7 protein-coding genes are annotated in these 18,080 nt (G+C 55.6%); 1 reads left to right on the top strand and 6 read right to left on the bottom strand.

Annotated elements, in window-relative coordinates:
• Positions 1 to 3: 3 nt before the first annotated feature.
• The 4 genes from cas7g to CEE69_RS06540 all read right to left on the bottom strand — a co-directional run bounded on the left by cas7g (position 4) and on the right by CEE69_RS06540 (position 10,757).
• Positions 4 to 948, bottom strand: coding sequence for a type I-G CRISPR-associated RAMP protein Csb1/Cas7g (gene cas7g / locus CEE69_RS06520; RefSeq protein ID WP_199169808.1), 945 nt, complete (start codon positions 946 to 948; stop codon positions 4 to 6).
• Between the two features lie 58 nt (positions 949 to 1,006).
• Positions 1,007 to 3,244, bottom strand: a complete 2,238-nt coding sequence (cas8g1, locus tag CEE69_RS06525) for a type I-G CRISPR-associated protein Cas8g1/Csx17 (protein WP_158230977.1) — start codon at positions 3,242 to 3,244, stop codon at positions 1,007 to 1,009.
• Positions 3,237 to 5,972, bottom strand: a complete 2,736-nt coding sequence (cas3g, locus tag CEE69_RS06530) for a type I-G CRISPR-associated helicase/endonuclease Cas3g (protein WP_099259909.1) — start codon at positions 5,970 to 5,972, stop codon at positions 3,237 to 3,239. The genes cas8g1 and cas3g overlap by 8 nt, the downstream gene beginning before the upstream one ends.
• A 795-nt stretch (positions 5,973 to 6,767) precedes the next feature.
• Complete coding sequence (locus tag CEE69_RS06540; protein ID WP_233214916.1) at positions 6,768 to 10,757, bottom strand: DEAD/DEAH box helicase; 3,990 nt, start codon at positions 10,755 to 10,757, stop codon at positions 6,768 to 6,770.
• Positions 10,758 to 11,259: 502 nt separating this feature from the next.
• Here CEE69_RS06540 and CEE69_RS06545 point away from each other — a divergent pair.
• Complete coding sequence (locus tag CEE69_RS06545) at positions 11,260 to 11,976, top strand: HEAT repeat domain-containing protein (RefSeq protein WP_099259912.1); 717 nt, start codon at positions 11,260 to 11,262, stop codon at positions 11,974 to 11,976.
• A 79-nt stretch (positions 11,977 to 12,055) separates the two neighbouring features.
• On the opposite strand, the gene fae is transcribed toward CEE69_RS06545, so the two are convergent.
• Both fae and CEE69_RS06555 read right to left on the bottom strand, forming a co-directional pair.
• Positions 12,056 to 12,604, bottom strand: a complete 549-nt coding sequence (gene fae, locus CEE69_RS06550) for a formaldehyde-activating enzyme (RefSeq protein ID WP_008661069.1) — start codon at positions 12,602 to 12,604, stop codon at positions 12,056 to 12,058.
• A gap of 235 nt (positions 12,605 to 12,839) precedes the next feature.
• Positions 12,840 to 18,023 carry an SdrD B-like domain-containing protein gene (locus CEE69_RS06555; protein WP_315852517.1) on the bottom strand — a complete coding sequence of 1,728 codons (5,184 nt, stop codon included), beginning with the start codon at positions 18,021 to 18,023 and terminating at the stop codon, positions 12,840 to 12,842.
• Positions 18,024 to 18,080 lie beyond the last annotated feature (57 nt).

Genomic DNA, 18,080 nt, shown 5'->3' on the forward strand with positions numbered 1-18,080 from the left:
GCCTCACTTTTTGTAGACGACAGTGCTAGCAACCATTTTGCTTACGCATTTTTTGATCGCTAGCGTCAATGCATCAGCAATCTGATCGAGCGATGGAAGCACGAACCTGTCTGGGCGTTTTGCCACAACCTGTTTCTCCTTAAGTTGCAAGTCGCACGCAGTTCTAAGCCGAAGGTCACCGTCCAAAAGCGCACGGATCTTGAAAAGAGCCAATGAAATCAGGAGTTCGGTGGCATCGTCATCGAGCCCGTAGCTTCGTATTTGCTGAATATCGACATTGAAATATGCTGTGATCGTCTCCGCTGTGAACTCTTCTCGGTGGAAGGGAACATTGCCAAATCCATCCTTGGAAGCCTTCCCGTCTTCCTTGGAGGCTTGGACTCGATCGTTCTTCACCCCTCCAGAAGCAACACTGGTAACCGAATCAGCTTCAATGAAAGCTGAGAGCGATCGGGGGATTCTCAGACGACCGTCAAGCGATTCAAGAAATACGCCATGCAATAGACTGTTTATGTCATATTTAAAAAGGGCATTTACAAATTTGGTACGATCGACAGGTTGTTTCTTATCTACACCAATTGCGGACGATATCTCCTTTGTGAAGAAGTCGCCTTCGCATTTTTCGATATAGACGCTGTTTAGACGATGGGCCTCCAGGGTCGATGACGTAAGGAAGGCACCTTCTGTGTCGTTGACTCGTATATAGCTCAACCCTTCAAAGTTGTTTTTAAGAGAATTTGATCCTGTGTCCCAGATGGTTTCCTCTAATCGGTTGGCCATGCTTTGTGCACTTTCAAGTAGAAGACATGCGGTGTCGCCTGCTTGAAAGGTTGCGGGGCCGAGGTCAGGGAAGCCTGTCGGTTGAAATCGCTTGCCCTGTACGGGTTCAAGTTCAGCTTCGATCAAGAGACGGCGGGCGGAGCGAACGGGAGCTAGATCAATTGACATCGTTGATTAAATCGCTAGAGAGGATTGAAGTGAGGTGGGGAACGTTGTGGGGGGCCAGTTAAACAGGGTCGAAATAGGATTCTTTCATTTCCTGCTCCGTACTTGGGTCCATTTGTGGGGCGGTCAGTTCCATGGCGATACGAGTCATGCTGCTTCTGGACAAACCAAAGATCATTGACGCGGCAATCCGCTTGGAGACTGTGGGGGAGGTGACAGCGAGTTGCACCTTGGGACGCAATCCGGCATTGGATAGGAGGCGGATTGCAAGGTCGGCGGCCCGAGGCGAGTCGCCGTTTGCGAGTCGCACAAAGACAGTCGGAGACACTTTGACGTCAACGTCATCTTGTTGAGGAACGAAGATTGGGCGATTGGAAAACGCAAGCCGACAAAGGCCGTAGGTTGCGAGCCCCGCTAATGAATTTGATTCCGGTTGTGATCCGCTATTTTTGTCGTGTGTCGAACGAAATTGCAGTGCCATGAGAGCGCGAGCAGTGGACAAGATCTTTTTCTGATCAACGCGTCGTTCAACGAATGCCTTGATGTCGGCTAGCGAACATGCGTCTGCCTCGCGATCCAAGACAAGCGGGACATTCGCGAGTTGAGAGTTATGCATCATCAAGAGGCGGCGTTTCATCACTTCTATCGTGGCACGAGAAAGGTCCATTCCGGTCGCGCATTGCTGTGGCCCGTTGGTAAGACCACTTTCTCCTTTGGCGAAGTACGATCCCGAGAGCGGGACCCAATGCTCGCGAATGGGCGTTTGTTGTGTTCCCTTCGAGTAGGGCGTGGTTTGCCGTGCCAGCGAACGAGCGAGACGGAACTCATGTGATTGTTCGGACTGTTCAATCTCTTCCATCCAAGGCCCTGTGAGCCAAGGAATTGGCCATGCGTTCTTTTCGGCGGCGAACTTAGGGCTGGATATGAGCTGGTCTTCTGCCTCGGCCATCGCGATCAGCAAATGCAGGAATGAATTGCCGATCGGATTTCGAACGCAGCGGAAGATCGCGTCTTCGCACTTGCGGAACGCTCGAAGCAATGAAGTGGGTGCATTCTTGTCCGTGGTAATTCTTCTGAGGCGATCAATCCAGGGAGCAGCCTCGTCGAGTAGATTTTGGTTTTTCGGCGAGCGAACGGCGAAGCGTCCTAGAGGAACAGCGATGTGATTGTCACCATTTCTTTGAAGGTAGCCGTATCGTTCGAATGCCTCGACGCCCTTTTCGATCCCTGCTCGGCTGATTGCTCTTGCGGCATCCGTAGCGTATTTCGCGCGTTCGCGGCCTACTGTCATACGCCCCTTCGCGAAGAACGCTTTTAGTTCATCAAGAGTTGCCGGTTGATTCCAAATTGGGAACCATTGTTCTCCTCGTCCTCCTGCAAGGCTTCCGGATTGTTTGGTTTTTGAGTCCCGTTGAGAGCTGCTGCCGTAGCCTACGCAACTATTGCCGACAGCAAATGGGGCTGCCATTGACGCATTCGTTCCGCTGACTGGCGATGAGAGTTCGGGGCTCAAACGACGTGTTGCGTTTGCTTTAAAAAGTAGTGTGCCTTCGACTGCTAAAATATAGGTCCAAGGACACTGTTGCTTGATCTGGGAATCGAAATGACCTGCGTTAAAGTTGGATCGGTTTAGGTAGAGAGAAAGGGGAGAGTTTAGGGACGGGCTTGTGTGTTGCCATAGAGAATTTTCAACGCCTTCGAGCTTTTCAATGATTGTTGCATTCAGTGCGACATAAAAGTTGGCCATATAGCTACCACTTCCTTCGCTCCCGCCTGTTCCCAGGATAGCCGGGTAGGATTGTTTCTCTGTTGCGAAGACAATACTTGTGTCACACCATTCCTGAAATGCTCTCGGTCCATTTGCACGAGCTTTCAATATGCAAGCCATGTTTCTCAGCGAGGCAGGGTCGTCAATTGAAAACCCATCCGTGTGTGAGATGTCCTCCATTAGCGAGGCGACCATGCGAAATGACTCGAAGCGTGAGCAAGTTGATTCGATTAACGGTTCAAGGAATTGTCTCGTTTTTTTGTGGTTGCTTCCCTTTGAGTATCCAGAGCGGGGCAGCCATGCCGCTGTCATTGGCGTTGGTGCATATTTGTTGTTGAAAAATGTTTCTAGTTCGTGCCTGCGCAGGGTTGTTGCCAGGTGGAAGACGTCATTCTTCCACCAACCTCGTGCTGACGGATCGGCTTGTTCGGAAACAAGTCGCAGGATTCCCAAAGCCTTCAAGTAGTGAGCGAGTGGCGTGGGGCGACATCCGGTCAGCGAATGGATCTGAATTTGTTCGGTTTTAGACATGCTGCAATTCCTCCTTGGTTGAGGCTTCTTCGTTCGTGCCTTCGTGCTCAGGGATGGAAAGTGGTTGGTCAACCAATCGTTTGTCAGGCAGGTTGCCGGGGGCTGCTGAATCATCCGAGGCTCGGCAGTCGGCTGCTCGCACGATCGCTTCCAAATAGCCGAGAGTGAATGGATTGATCGACTTGACGAGCTTCAGCGTTCGCTCGGCCCAACTTTCTCCGTAGCGTGTCGAGAGCCCCAATGTGGCCGGCGACAAGTCGAACGTGATATCGGGCATCAATGCATCGTTCCCGTCTGCATCGGTGACGAGTGTTGGTGGAAGTTCGTCGCCCGATCGTAGACCGCGTATTGGCATTCCTTCGCCTTGGAATTGGGCGTTGTCGAGAGGGAAGTCCTGGTCCTTGGGGGATGCTTGTAGGCTCATCCGTACTTTGCCGTGGTGCGACGCAATCAAATAGAGCAGCAGGTTGAAGTCCTGTTCCGAAAGTTGTTGAAGTTCCGCTGCTACGGAGTTCGTTTCGTGAATCCCAGGTTGCGTTTCAGGTTCTTCTCCCAATTCTGAGAGAAACACTTCGTAGCGTCCCAAGAGGGCGTCATGCGTTGGATCAATCCTGCGAAGCAATTCAAGGACGGCTAAACAGGATGCGAGTTCATGACGAAAGCCGCGTCGTGGGCCGTGGGAAAGCGTGTTGTAAATGGCGTTTCCTTTTCGCCATGCCTTGTCGGGCGCTTTGGCGAGGTCCGCACGACTTGGCTCGCATCGGTACGTTCCATTCGCAAATGATGGGTGGGCTTTTCCCCAGTCGTGCAATCGCAAGCAGAGGTTGATAAGCCTTTTGTAGTTGGCGGGAATGTCGTTTCTTTCACACAGTTCGTCTGCAACTTGGGCAGCTTCCCAGCAATGCGTTGCAATTGTTTTCCAGGTGTCGACTTGGGATGTTGCCTCGCTCTCGTCAGCGAGATCGCTTTTGGATTCGTCGTCCAATGCGGGCTTCTGTTGAAGGGGCACCGATTCCGTTGGTTCTTTTTTGCTTGGTGGAGCTCCGGTGAAACCTTTGGTTTTGCTGTAGCCGCCAGTTTGAGGCGCAACAAGAAAGACTGAAGATGGTGAGAGATCATCCGCCTTCGTTTTGATCCAGGAACCGTCCAAGTAGTCCCACTTCCAAACGGCTTCCTTTCGTTTGGTTACTTTGCTCAGCCAATCTTTCGCGTCGCGAATGGAAACTCGACACAGTTCCGACCGATGGGGTTGTAGTTCTGGGTCAGGGGTTTCACCCTCCCAATCACGCCAAAAGACGTGCACGTCAGTTGAATCGTCAGCTTGTCGAATGAATCGACTGACATCCATGTCAAAGCCGCTAAGGTCAATGCTGGTATCGAAGAGCTCGTTGAACTCTTCGTTCAACAAGACATGAAGTGGGGTAAACGGATACAGCTTTTTCAGGTCTTCAGGCGACAACTTCGATTCGTAGTCTTCCAGCGAGCCGATAGAGACATCGGAGATTTGCTCAACGGCTTCACGGGCTGCTGTCAATTGCTCGGGAGTATACGGCTGCGTTTTTTTGTTGTCCTCGCTATCCAACACTATCACGCTGGCGTTGCCCCCGTACCGAGCTGCCCGCCCAAACCGTTGCACCAAGCTTGGCCAAGGAGCTAACTCAGTGAAGAGACAACTGGCGGAAATGTCGACTCCGGCTTCCACGACTTGCGTTGCGACAAGGATCCGATTGGTGTCAGGACTCAGTGTGGATCTCGAAAGGAATTCATCTGCCCATGATTCTCGATCAGCTTCACGGAAACGGCTGTGAACCAATCGAAGGTCTGGTCTTTGTTCATCGGATTTGTAGTGTTTCTCAAGCTCGCCAAACAGGTCGCGTGCCTTGCGAACGGTGTTCAGGACGACAAGCGTTTGACGCCCTGTTTGGGGATCCGCTGTGTGGGACGAGTGAGTCTCGATGACCTTTTGAGCCCAATCCTTGGGAGCCGCCACGAAACGTTCAATGGGCTTTTTTGCCGCCCACTGTGAGCCAAAACGATCTTCCCTTCGTACCGTCAGCATGTTGTCGGAGAGTTGCGGAAGCATCGATGCGGTTTCGACGGAGTGCAACCATTCGGGTTGTAGCGTGGCGCTCATCCACCACGTCACGCGTGGTTTTCCAAGCAGCGACTCGTAGTCTTCCCAAAACGCCTGGATCTGTGCACTCGTTGTCAGGCCCACGTCCATCAACTGAACTTCGTCCATCACCCAGAGCGTGTCGGTGTGGATCAAGCCGAAGGCTCGCGGCCATGCTGCGCGGCCCATCGCATAGCCGCGGTTGAGTGCGCGCGACAACAGCATGTCTTGGGTGCCGATGAGAATTTGCGGCTTCTCGGGAGACTGATACCAGCGTTTTTCGGAAACGCCTCCCATTAACACACGAACATCGACGTGTTGTTCCATGCCAAGCGATTCCAGCAGTAGCTTGGCTTCGCGGGCTGTTTGGTCGACAAGAGTTCGCATTGGCAAGCACCAGACCAGACGCGTCGGCCAATCTTGATTGCCTTGCTCGATTCGGTGGTACAGCCAGGTTGTGAGAACGCCAAGGGTCTTGCCCATTCCTGTGGGGATGCGAATCAGCCGGTTCCCGCAGTCGGGGTTCCCAGCGAGTTCTTTTTGCCAAGGATGAGGTGAAAAGTCTTTCGTGACGCGGAGGAAAAACTCTTTGTAGCTTTGCGTTTGGTCGGTCATTGTGCGTTTGATGTGACGATTCAAGGCTTACGGAGAGAGTGCTTTGATGGGGGGCACTTGGTCAAAACTGATCGCAATTGTTTAACTGCAGCTGTCCATGGTCATTTGGGCGGCTGGGCGCGGCCGCGATGTCCGGGCTGGCGGTGGGTTTCGTCAGGCAAAGCACTTGGAATGGAGCGGGGGATGGTTTGTGTTCCCCCTTGTAACTGCCTACGTGACACGTTTGGTCACTCGGGTGGGGAGTTTCTTGGTAACAGGTAGCTGCGCGGTGACGCTTCGGAGGGTGACGTCACTTTGTGGGTGCTCAGAGGAGCTCGCGGCGCCGTCGGTGGCGGTGTGCTCAAAATTAGCGTGCCTGGACGCGTGGGTCTATGCCGATTGGGGGCCCTCGGGGTGCGGCTGGCGGCTCTGTGGTAGAGGGGGAGCGAATGGGGGCCGAGCTTGGCGAAGAGAGGCTTTGCTGGTGGACGGTGGGAGTTGGTGGCGGGGAGGCTGAGAGGCGGGGCGGTGATTGAAAAAGTGAAAAAGTGAAATTGTAAATTGTAAAGTTCAAATTGTGTGGGCTTTCTGGGGGAGGGTAATATGCGTCACTTCTCATTCCCGGCTCTTACCCTCGCGTACGGTTGAACGGCGGCGCTTGAGTTCTCCCCAAACTTCGTTTTGGGAGATGTGCGTCATTTGAAAATCTGCCGAATTGCGGTGTCAGAAAACTGCACGACCTCGACGCTGGGAAAGAGGTGACGGATTGATTCGAGCCAGGTTGGCAGGAGGCTTTGGGCAACCGGTATTCTCTCTCTACAGAATCAACTTCATGAGTTCTTCGGCGGAGAGTTTGGCGGATGATTCAGTGCCTTCGAGCAGGCTGTCGGCGAGGTCGCGTTTGCTTTCGTGGAGTTGCAGGATTCGTTCTTCAATGGTCCCTGTGGTGATGAATCGGTACACCGTGACGGGCCGCTGTTGTCCCATGCGATGGGCGCGGTCGGACGCTTGGTCTTCCACGGCGGGATTCCACCAGGGGTCCATGTGGATCACATAGTCGGCTGCCGTCAGGTTCAGCCCCACGCCTCCGGCTTTCAAGCTGATCAAGAACGCGTCGCCTTCGCCGTCCTGGAAGGCATCCACGCTGGTCTTGCGTTTCTTCGCCGGCGTGCTGCCGTCCAGGTACTGATATGAAATTTTTCGCTCATCGAGCCGGTCTCGCAAAAGTTGCAGGTGGCCGACGAACTGGCTGAACACCAACACCTTGTGACCGCCCGCGATCAGATCCGTCACTGTTTCGGTAAAGCGTTCCAGTTTTGCCGCTTCCAAACCAGCATTGGGGTCGACTAAATCGGGATGGCAACAGAACCGGCGCAGACGCATCAATTCCGCCAGGATCTTGATGTGCATGGGTCGGTCGTCGTCACTGTCCTCCAAGTTTTGGAGTGCCTTTTGACGAATGGCTTCGTACATCGCGGCTTCGTTTTCACCCAATTCGATCGGCACGGTGATTTCGGTTCGCGGTGGCAGTTCATCCAAAACTTGTGACTTCGTCCGTCGCAGAATGAACGGTGCGATCAATTGCTTGAGTTGGCGTTGAACGTCGCGGCGATGATCGCGTTCAATCGGAATGGCAAAGCGTTCTTGAAACGACTCCGAGGAACCGAGTAGTCCTGGGTTGATGAATTGAAACAGGTTCCACAGTTCACCCAAATGGTTTTCCATGGGCGTGCCGGTGAGCACGATTCGGAAATCCGCTTCGAGTCCCATTGCCGCTTCGCTGCGTTTGGTCTCGGCGTTCTTGATCGCTTGGGCTTCATCGAGAACCAGCGTCTGCCAACGTCGGGATTGTAATTTCTGGGCTTCGTTGGCCAGCAAACCGTAGCTGCAAATCAGCAGGTCTCGTTTTCCCAAGGACTTAACAACCGTTTCGCGATCCGCTTCGCTGAATAGGATCGGACGAAGCGACGGGGCAAAGCGTGCGATTTCGGAAACCCAGTTGGCGGCCACCGAAGTCGGCGCGACCACCAATGCCGGACCTGACTTGCCGCGGTTGAGTAGGACCGCGAGGCACTGCAGCGTTTTCCCCAATCCCATGTCATCGGCCAGGCAGGCACCCGCGCCCAGGTGAGCCAAACGGGACATCCATTTGAAACCGTCAACTTGGTAATCACGTAGTTCGGCGTTCAGCGTTTTGGGCACTTTCGGCCGGACTCGGTCGGCCGATTCGATTCGCTTGATCTGGGATTTCCATTGTTGGTCGGCGGTCAGGTCCGCGTTGCCAGTCAGTTCGGCGATCGCGGTGGTGCGAATGGTGGGAAACCGCACTTCGTTTTGGCGGCGATCCGTGTACGCGGCCATCGTTTCCAGCCGCTTGCGAAAGTGTTCGGTCAGCGCCACAAATCGCCCATCGTTGAGCTGCACAAATCGGGACGTGCTGGTGCTAGCCATCTCCAGCAGGTCCTTCATCTCGATGGCCAATTTGCTATCGACATGCAGCTGCCCCGAAGCGGCGAACCAGTCTTGGCCCCCATTGATCTTGATCTTCCAGTCCGACTCATCCGCGGACCCAGCGATCTGAAAGGATTGCCCCTTGGGCCAGTGCAATGTCAAACGTGATTCTTCGACCAGCGATTCCAGCTCCAGCAGTGCTTCGAGAGCCTCCGCTGCGGTGGGCAGATCGATGACATCGGCACCGGCTTGCTCACCCAAAAAGTCACAATCGTTTTGCACCGCGCGAAGGCTTTCTATTTCCGCCTCCAGATCCCGGCGAGTTGATCGCATCTGACCGTCAATCTTGGTGACAACCGTTCGACTGCCTTGACCCGGAACGAAGAAACCGCCACTGTCGCCAAAGGGGCGAGTGAAGAACGCGATTTGCAGACCTTGATCGTAAGGTGTCAAGTGAGCGTGGATGGCGTTGTCGGCGACGACTTGTTCCGCACCCTCGGCAGCGACTTCGATCTCCGAATGCAACGGCGCGATCGGCGCCAGTGGCCGCACCGCGTCGAGCAGCTGATCGACGGCGGAATCGGGCACCGTTAAACCGTCGGACAACATGGATGCCAGTTTCAACTGCGCGTCGCTGAACTGAACAATCGAAAACTTCGACGTGCTTTCGCGATGGACCAGCAAATGACAGTCACGGGATGTTGGTCGAGGTGACAAGGAAATCGTTGCGCCACCCTCGGAGGATTGCTCGACCACCAAACGAGCCTGACCCTTTTCAATTTCAATTGGCGATCGGGAGTCGTCGTCCATGAACAGACAGGGGTGATCGACCAGGGCATCGACCAACAATGCGGTTTCAAAGTAGTAGCGATATTCGGTGTACCCGTAGCGGTCACGTGAAGTGTCGCAACGGAGCGAGCCGCAAATCTTTCGGTCCGCTGGCTTCAAGAAATCGAACTCGGTGAGTCGACTCGGGTCATAGATTCGCTCCAAAGCAATCGGGCGACCTTTGGACCAGCCCTTTTTGCCATAGCTTTGGTGAACTGGCCGACAATCGAGGTGGTGGCCATTGGCAGCAATGGTCACCAACCATGCCAGGCGGTCGCTCTCTCGCGGCGTTGCGGGGCCCGTCTGCTTCGCGGGGGAAGACGCGGGCTGGTAACTCGCCGCAAAAGCTTGCAAGGCGCCGAGCTGCTTTTTCCAGATGGGTGTTCGCTCGAACTGGCCGGCCATCGGTGATGTGCCGGTGGCGTTGTACAGTTTCTCGATCGTTTTCTTCGTCGACTGATTTGGTTTGAGCTCGTTGGCGAGGGTCATCGCTTCGGCAGCCAGCCAATCCAGTCCCGAGGTGCGATACAACTTGCTGACTTTGGCAAGGTTTTTCAGTGCACTGGCTGCATTTTCGGCGCTGGAACAAATTTCACGCACATAGCCGCTGAGCAACGTTGCCAAGGGGCGAGATGCATCATCGGTCCAACTGACTTGGATGTGTTGGATCAGTCCTGGGTCTTTTAAGAAGTCGCAGCCGCTCAATACGGCGTCACATCCAAGCAGCAGATCCTGATCCAATTTCTTGATGCGTCGCTGGATGATTTTTTCGGCCGTCGCGGTCGCCTGAGGATTGGACTGCCGGAGCAATAGCAGCGCGTAATACAGTCCGGCGAAGGTTTGGCATGCCGTCGAGGACGAGCTTTTTCCAAGCGATGCAGCTGGCATTGCGGTGGCAAATTGTTGGATCGCTTGATCTCGGTCACCTTGCAGAAGGCAGACCAGCCCGAGAATTTCGGGGCGTTGCTTTTTCAGCAGCTCCGCCAACGGTTGCAACGTCGAGCAGCGACCTGCTGCAAACAATAAATCGGTGCCCACGGAAATGGCGACTTCGTCGTCGGGAGAAGAACGTTTCAACCAAGCTTCGACATGATCCATCATCCCCGTCGAGCCATTCGCCGTGTGCAACAGGGACGGTCCGAAGACCGGCCAGTAGGCGTCTTGAAGTTCGATAGGCAGGCCTTCGTAGACGGTTTCGTCAAAGGGAGTTAGCAGGCCCAGTTTTCGTGTTTGGATCGCCTCATCAGGGACAAGCTCGAAATAGCTTTCCACATCGCCTTGATAGAAAGCCAGCCGTTGATTCTTCTGTTTTTCTGACTGGTAAATTTGTCTCCACGGGAATCGGTGGTGAGTCGCAAATGTGTTCACGGTGACCAGCAGTTCCGAGAACGTTCCCTCGTGGATGGATGATCTCAGTACCGCGTCGGCCACGGACGGCAGAATGTGGAACCGCAGGTTGGATTGGGACTGAATGTAACCGGTGTCTTGCAACCGTTTCAGCACCGGTTTGAGGATTGTCTGGGTCACTTTGGGGGGCGTCGGTTTCCCGGCTTGGCTCAAGCAAGGTAACGCGTGCCGCACCATTTTCGTTAGATCCGGCAGGTCGACGGTGTCAAAGGCGATGGCAAGAAGCTGACACGCCAACTGCTCCAGTCCCCCGAGGGATTCAAATTTTGTGTTCAGACCGTGGGATGACAAAGGCAGGGCTCCACTTCAATCTAGTATCGGGTCGGGAAGGAGGTGTCAGGTGCCTCTCGCAAGAGCGGCCCAACGATGGGGAAACAGAGATCGAGAATCGAAACTTCGACTCGCTGGCGATATCTTCGAAGGGAAAAGGATAGCGTTCCCGCCGGACGGTGCCTAACCGACGCTGGTTCCACCTCTTTCCTGTTTCAACCTCGTTTGGGGACAGGATCTATCACTGAGAAACACACCCGTGAAACATGGCGGGAATGAATTGGGGTTTTTCTCATCCGCTTGCTTTTGTTACGTCGAAGGTTGAATTGTTCAATGAATCTTCCCGTCTCGGATGAACCGCATGGCGAGTCGCCTTTTCCAGTCGATCGTTCCGTTGATGCCTGTCGTCGTGTTAGCACCCGTTTTGGTGCTGTCCGGGGGCTGTCACGATGGTCCCATGTACGCACTCAAACACGCCAATCCGTACTTCACAATGCGGCAGTGGAAGGCGGACGAAGCGATCGGTGTGACGGATCACAAACGTCGCGAAGAATTGCAGACGCTGGCGAATTCGATGTACGGCATGCCCGCCGAGCGTCAACAAACCTGGACGCCGCACCTGGAACAGATCTACGAAAACGATCCCAGCGCGGAGATGCGTCGATTGGCAATCTTGGCCGCGGGACGTTCCAAAGACGCGACCACAATCGATTTGGTCGCGAAAGGTTTGAAAGACGACAACCTGAAGGTTCGCATGGAAGCGTGTCGCGCTTTGGGTGAGCGTTCCGAAGAAAGAGCGGCTCAGTTGCTGGCGTCGATCGCCGGTGAATCGCAAGACCAAGATGTCCGTCACGCGGCGATCGCTGCTCTGGGCAAACACCCCGGCGAGATCTCAACCAATTCGCTCAAACTCGCTCTTCAAGACCGGGATCCTGCCACGCAGGACTTGGTGATCGAAACGCTTCGCGAGAGCACCGGAAAAGACTTGGGCAACGACCCTGCGGAATGGATCGCCGCCCTGAACGGTCAGCCAAGTGAAGAACCTGCCGGCGGATCAATATTCCGGTAACGAGTCGGACAAGACTCTTCGAACTGTCGTTGGTGTCTTCGATCTGTCGGTGCCAATCGGAGACAGGTCCACCGACAAATCAGATTTTGCCGTCGAGACCCATCTGGTAATACTTGTGGGTGATCTTGTCTTGGTTCTCTAGCAACCAATCGATCGATGGCTCGTTGTTCATCGCTTTGTGGATTGCCTGCGTCATCGCTTTGCGATGGATGTCGAACAAGGCTTTGTGGTCCAAGTTGTCGTCATCGATGACACCGGGATTCAACCACACGCTGCAGATGATGCCGAGGTCGTTGGCTTTTTCCTTGGGGATGTCGCCGGCACGAACCGCATCCAAGACGCCATTGGCGATCGCGGCTTGAACGGTGCCCATCAGGATGTTGGTGTAGCGGCTACTTTTGACCGTCACTTTGCTGACGCACAACGTCACCGGGCGGACTTGGATGTCCGTGTTCAGAATCGCGAAAACTTTGGAGTGACCCATCGATTGATCGCCCGTCAGCGTGGCCAGGGCGGTGCCAACGGGGCCGTCGAGTTCGCCGATGACGACTTCGGGTTCTGCGGCGGTAAAAGGCGGGCCACCGGCGACGAGAGATTCACCAGTGCGAAGGATGATGCGATCCGACATTCAATCAGCTCAATCATGGAGGAGGAGTGGGACTTCTTTCAAAGTCACGTTCAAACGGACCGCAGGGTAAGCGAATCCGTGCTCCTGTTCCAGGCAATGAAGGCCGCGGTTGGAGCGACCATCAAACGCCAATTTGGTTTGCTGACCGTAGGATGGACTTCCGAGTCCGTCACAAGTAGCGGGCACCGACGGACTTGGAAGTCCATCGTACGGTTTGGCCGGATGGTTTCAGCGATCAGCCGGCGTTGGTGTAGTAGCCGGGGTCATCCTTGTTGTCGCCATCGAAGTCGCCGACGATCGGTTGCGAATCGGCTGACTCTCGCATCACGACAATGCGTTTGTCATTGGCCGTCAGCTTGCGGTCGCCATCGCTGTCGATGATCCACACGTCACCTCGGACCACGCCGATTTCGTCGATGCCGTCGCCATCGAAGTCACCGACGATGGGTTCGTCACCGGGACGCCCAAAGTCGTGAGGTTTGGTTTTGCCAGTCCAACGACCATCGGCATCGTCATCGAGCAACCATTGGCCGCCGCGGAAGACACCGATTTGGTCGATGCCGTCGCCGTTCCAGTCACCCGCGATGGGCGTGTCGACTTGTTCGCCATACTGGAAGACGTGGTCCACCGCATCCGCTAGCAACCCGCCGTCTTCACCACGCATCAACATGCGTTGTTGGTCTTCGTTGGCGGTCGTTTCGCGAGGAACCAGTTCTTCGCGTGTCAGGCCACGTCGGCGAATGTTGGCGGGGTCGGGCAAACCGGGGTCGCGTCGGATACGAGCCCAGTCGTTTTCCCAACGGCGTCCAAAGATTCCGATGTCGTCTTTGCCGTCTCCGTCCCAGTCACCCACCACGGGGCGATCCAGTTCGGTTCCCAGACGGACCCACATGTCACCAGCGTCCCAGGTGCCGTTGCCGTTGAGGTCGACGAACCATTGTCCGCCGATAAATAGCACGGCTTCGTCGACGCCATCGCCATTGAAGTCGCCCGTGAGCGCCGTGGCGTCAGGGTGTCCCATTTGAATGTGTGAACCCGTTTCAGGTTGCGATGCCAACGTTCGAACGGTGGGTGTTTGGATGTGCCAAAGCCCCGCCATCAAATCATTCCGCAACAAGGAACTGGGCAGCTTGCCTTTTCGATCGCCTTCTTCATTGCCGTCGCCATCGAGACCCAAACGATAGTTGGCGGGGCGAATCAGATCACCGTCATCTGAGAACTCATCCGCTTGCACGATTGCCGAATCGACACCGTCGCCGCGAGGGAAGCCACCGTTGATCACGCTGAGGTGCCAACTGACTTGCCATTCATCGGCGAAGAAGAATTGCTGGTTGGGATCCAAGTGGATTCCAAATGCCATTGGCCGGATCGGAGTTTCGAACGTCTCGATCGGTGCCAACGGCCGAGTGATTGGATCCTCGGTCGGGTATTCTGGCGGTGGGAAGACTGGTGGGTCTTCGATCGCGATTTCGCTGAAGTTGTTGTTGGCACTGGTTTGGCCCGCACCGACGAACAGTTGCAAGATTGCATCGAACTTTGGATCGGTCGATGCATCGGCCATCAAGTTTTGAACGGACGTTGGGAACGTCAGCGTTCCTTCACCACTGTCGGATACAAAGTCAGCAACGTTGATGGCCAAGCCACCAAGTGTTCCGGGGGTGTCGAGCGAATCGATGAAGCCGGCAGGTTGGACTTGGTAGACCGAGTAAACCGTTTCAGGACGCAAGCCACTGAAGACGTAGTAACCGTTTTCGTCGGTGGTGACGCGAATGGTTTCGGTTCCATACGTTCCCGCCAAGGCTCCAGTCGAGCTGTCGATGGGGCTGCCCAACACGTTTCGCAGTTCGAGTGTGACGCCGGCCAGACGAGTGTCGTCATCGGTCAGTTCGCCATCGCGATACTCTCGCAAATCTTCCGGGCTGGGAGCTTCTCGAAGGACCAGGTTTTCGCCGTCTTGGAAGACATATCCGGTGATCGTTGCGGGTGGCAATTCGGGGAAGTCATAACCGATCGCGTTGATTCCACCGGGGATGGTGATCTCGCCGATCACATCGCTGCGAAGAATGCGGCCACCGAAGTCGCCGACAACTTGGCCTCCTTGGAAGTAGCCATCAGGTTGTGATTCATGGACCGAGTAGGTTCCCGGTGGCAACGAATCAAACGTGTAGCGACCTTCGTTGTCGGTTTGCGTTGTCGCGATGACTTGATCGGTTTCGTCACGCAACTCAATGATCACGTTGGACAGCGGAGTTTCGCCGTCGTCGAAGACGCTGTTGCGAACGGTGTCAGCCCAAACCATGCCCGAAATCGTGCTGGGCAAGACTTCGCAGAAGTCGTAATCGGTCAGCGTCTGGCCCCAACCAATCGGAATCGTCGAGATCACATCGTCAACACTGTCGTCGCCGCCCGCGCTGCCGGCCATTTGGCTGCCTTGGTAGTAGCCTTCGGGCTGCGTTTCGCGAACGGTGTAAGAACCGGCTTGCAGGTTTCCAAAGTGATACGAACCGTCTGCGCTGGTCGTGGTCGTCGCGACCAATTCATCAGCCGAGTTGAACAACTCGATCAGAACGCCGCCCAAGCCGGGTTCGTCGTTGTCTTGGAAGCAGTCGGCGTCTTTGTCGACGTAGACAACGCCTGACAACTCCGATGGCAAAAGCTCACAGAAGTCGTAGTCGATAAGCGTTTCGCCCCAGCCGATGTCGATGGTCGAAATCACATCGGCGACGCTGTCATCGCCACCGCCCGAGCCCGCGACCTGTCCGCCATGGAAGTAGCCTTCCGGCTGCGTTTCGCGAACGGTGTAGACGCCCGATTTCAAGTTGCCAAAGTGATAGGCACCGCTAGCGTCAGTGGTCGTGCTGCCGACCAAGGCACCGTTTTCGTCAAACAGTTCGACAATCACGCCGGCCAGACCGATCTCGTCAGCATCGCGGAAGCAGTCGGCATCTTTGTCGACATACACGATGCCGGACAATTCGGATGGCAACAGTTCGCAGAAGTTGTACTGCGTCAGGGTTTCGCCCCAGCCCATGTCGATGGTCGAGATCACATCGGCTTGGGAGTCGTTGCCACCGTGGCTGCCCGCTTTTTGGCCGCCGTGGAAATAGCCGCTCGGCTGAATTTCGCGAACGGTGTAGAAGCCGGCTGGCAAGAAGGTGAACTTGTAGGATCCCGACGCATCGGTCAGCATGGTCGCGATGACGTTCCCGGCTTCGTTGACCAGTTCGATGCGAACGCCTGACAGGCCTTCTTCGCCTGGATCGCGGAAGCAATCGGCGTCACGATCGACATACACGACCCCGGAGATTTCCGATGGTGATCGCTCGCAGAAGTCGTAGTCCACCGCGACTTCGCCCGACGTCAACGTGATCGAACCAATTCGGCTGCCGTTCTCGCTGACGCCGCCAGCCGATCCGGGTTTGGCTCCACCTTCGAAGTAGCCTTCCGGTTGCGTTTCGATGACGGTGTAGTTGCCGGGAATCAAATCGGTGAAGTAGTAGCGACCGTCCGCGTCCGTTTTTGTTTGCGCGACTTGGTTGCCGCTGTCGTCGACCAGCGTGATGGTCACGCCTTCCAAGACTGGTTCGTCGTCGTCTTTGAAGCAGTCTTCGTCGAAGTCAACGTGCACGCGTCCGCTGAGAGAAGCGAGTTTGCGTTCGCCGAAATCATAGTTGACGCCGTGCAGACCCTGACGCAACGTGATGCCGATCAAGCTGTCTGAATCCGAACCCAGTCCACCGACCGTGGTTCCATTGATTTGACCGACCGAGTCGATGCCGTCGATGTAGCCGAGCGGTTGCGTTTCGATGATGCGGTAGGTGTCGGCCGCCAAACCGCTGAACTTGTACGCGCCATCGGGACCGGTGACGGTGGTGGCAACAACGTTTCCGTCCGAACCAACCAGCACCAATTCGGTGCCGGGGATCGCTTCTTCACCGGCGTCTCGAGTTCCATCGTTGTCGCGGTCGTGATAGACCTCGCCGGACAACGATCCTGGTGCGGCTTCGCAGAAGTTGTACTCGTGACCTTCGCCGCCAGGTGGCAACGCGACGTTGGTGATTCGGCCGCCGTCGACGGATCCACCGACGGGGACGAAGATGTTCGACGCGATGGTGCGAATTTCTCCGGGATGCGACCCGCCATCGAGCAAGCCATCGGGAGTGATCTCGACGATCTCGTACACACCGGTGCGCAGATCGTCAAAGAGGTAGCTGCCGTCCGCCCCGGTTCGCGTTGTTGCGACCAGTTTGCCTTGTTCGTCGATCAAACGAACTTCGACATTTTGCAGCGGCGTGCTGTCGCCTTCGTCGTGATCGCCATCGCAGTCTGCACCGGGTGCGGCCAAGTACACAAAGCCGCCAATCGATCCCAGCGGGACTTCGCCAAAGTTGTACTCCACCCCGACATCACCACCACCGAGAACGATGTCGCGAATTTCGTCGCCCGGGTTGATCGCTGAACCGACGACTTGGCCATCGATTGTACCTGCGGAATCTTTGCCGTCTTCCAAATCAGCGGGCTGGTCGACTTCGACGATGCGATAGCGACCTGGCATCAGGTTCGTGAATTGGTACGAACCGTCGGCGTTGGTTTTGGTTTCGAGCTGGTTTTGTGGCGCGATCGTGTCGACTGGGGTCAACCGAACCGTGACTCCGCCCAGGCCGACTTCGCCAGCGTCTTTGGTGCCCGAATCGTTGTCGTCTCGATAGACAAATCCACCAATCGAGGCGGGGATCGGAGTCTGCGTGGCGGTTCCGACCGCGGCGGCGGATCGGTTGGGCCGACTATCGATGTCGGTGCCTTCGTCCGGCGGCAGATCCAAACCGTATTGCTGGGCCGGGTCTCCAAAGTCGTTCAAGAAGATCGCGTCGGCTTCGGCAGCGTAGTAATCGGGAGCTTCGAAGAGAGCTTCCAAAATCGAATCTTGGAACTCTTGTCCCGACGTGATCACGTCGAGTCGTTGGTTGAACTCATCGAGGTCCGGGAGGTTGCGCAACACTTCGTCCACGTCGATCGTGAACTCCAACTGATCGCCGGCACTGAAGCCACGGAAGTTGAGCTTCAGGACTTGTCCACCATCGTCCACCGTCGCGGTCACATCGGCGGGAGTCCCATCGAGTGTCTCAATCTTCTGAACCGTGAAGGGATGCGCACCGTTCTTTCCACGGTTGCCCACTTCGGTATCGAAGATCGGATCGCCAACTGAAATTCCATCGCCGTCTTTGTCGGTGCGGATGATCAATTCCGTCAGCTCGGTGCCGGGGGCTCCGCCGGTGAACGAAAGCAAAAATCGGTCGCCCTTGGAGTCGCTGCCGACGTCTTGATCGGATTCCAAGTAGTCCGTTTCCAAATAGACCAATCCCACATGGATCGGATCCGCCACCATCAAACGACGATTCTCCAGCGACTCGATGCGCATCTTCCGCCCGGTCGAAGCAGAAGTGTTGGGTGTTAGCAATCGTTCGAGACGTTTCCA

The organism is Rhodopirellula bahusiensis (assembly GCF_002727185.1).
Classification (GTDB): domain Bacteria; phylum Planctomycetota; class Planctomycetia; order Pirellulales; family Pirellulaceae; genus Rhodopirellula; species Rhodopirellula bahusiensis.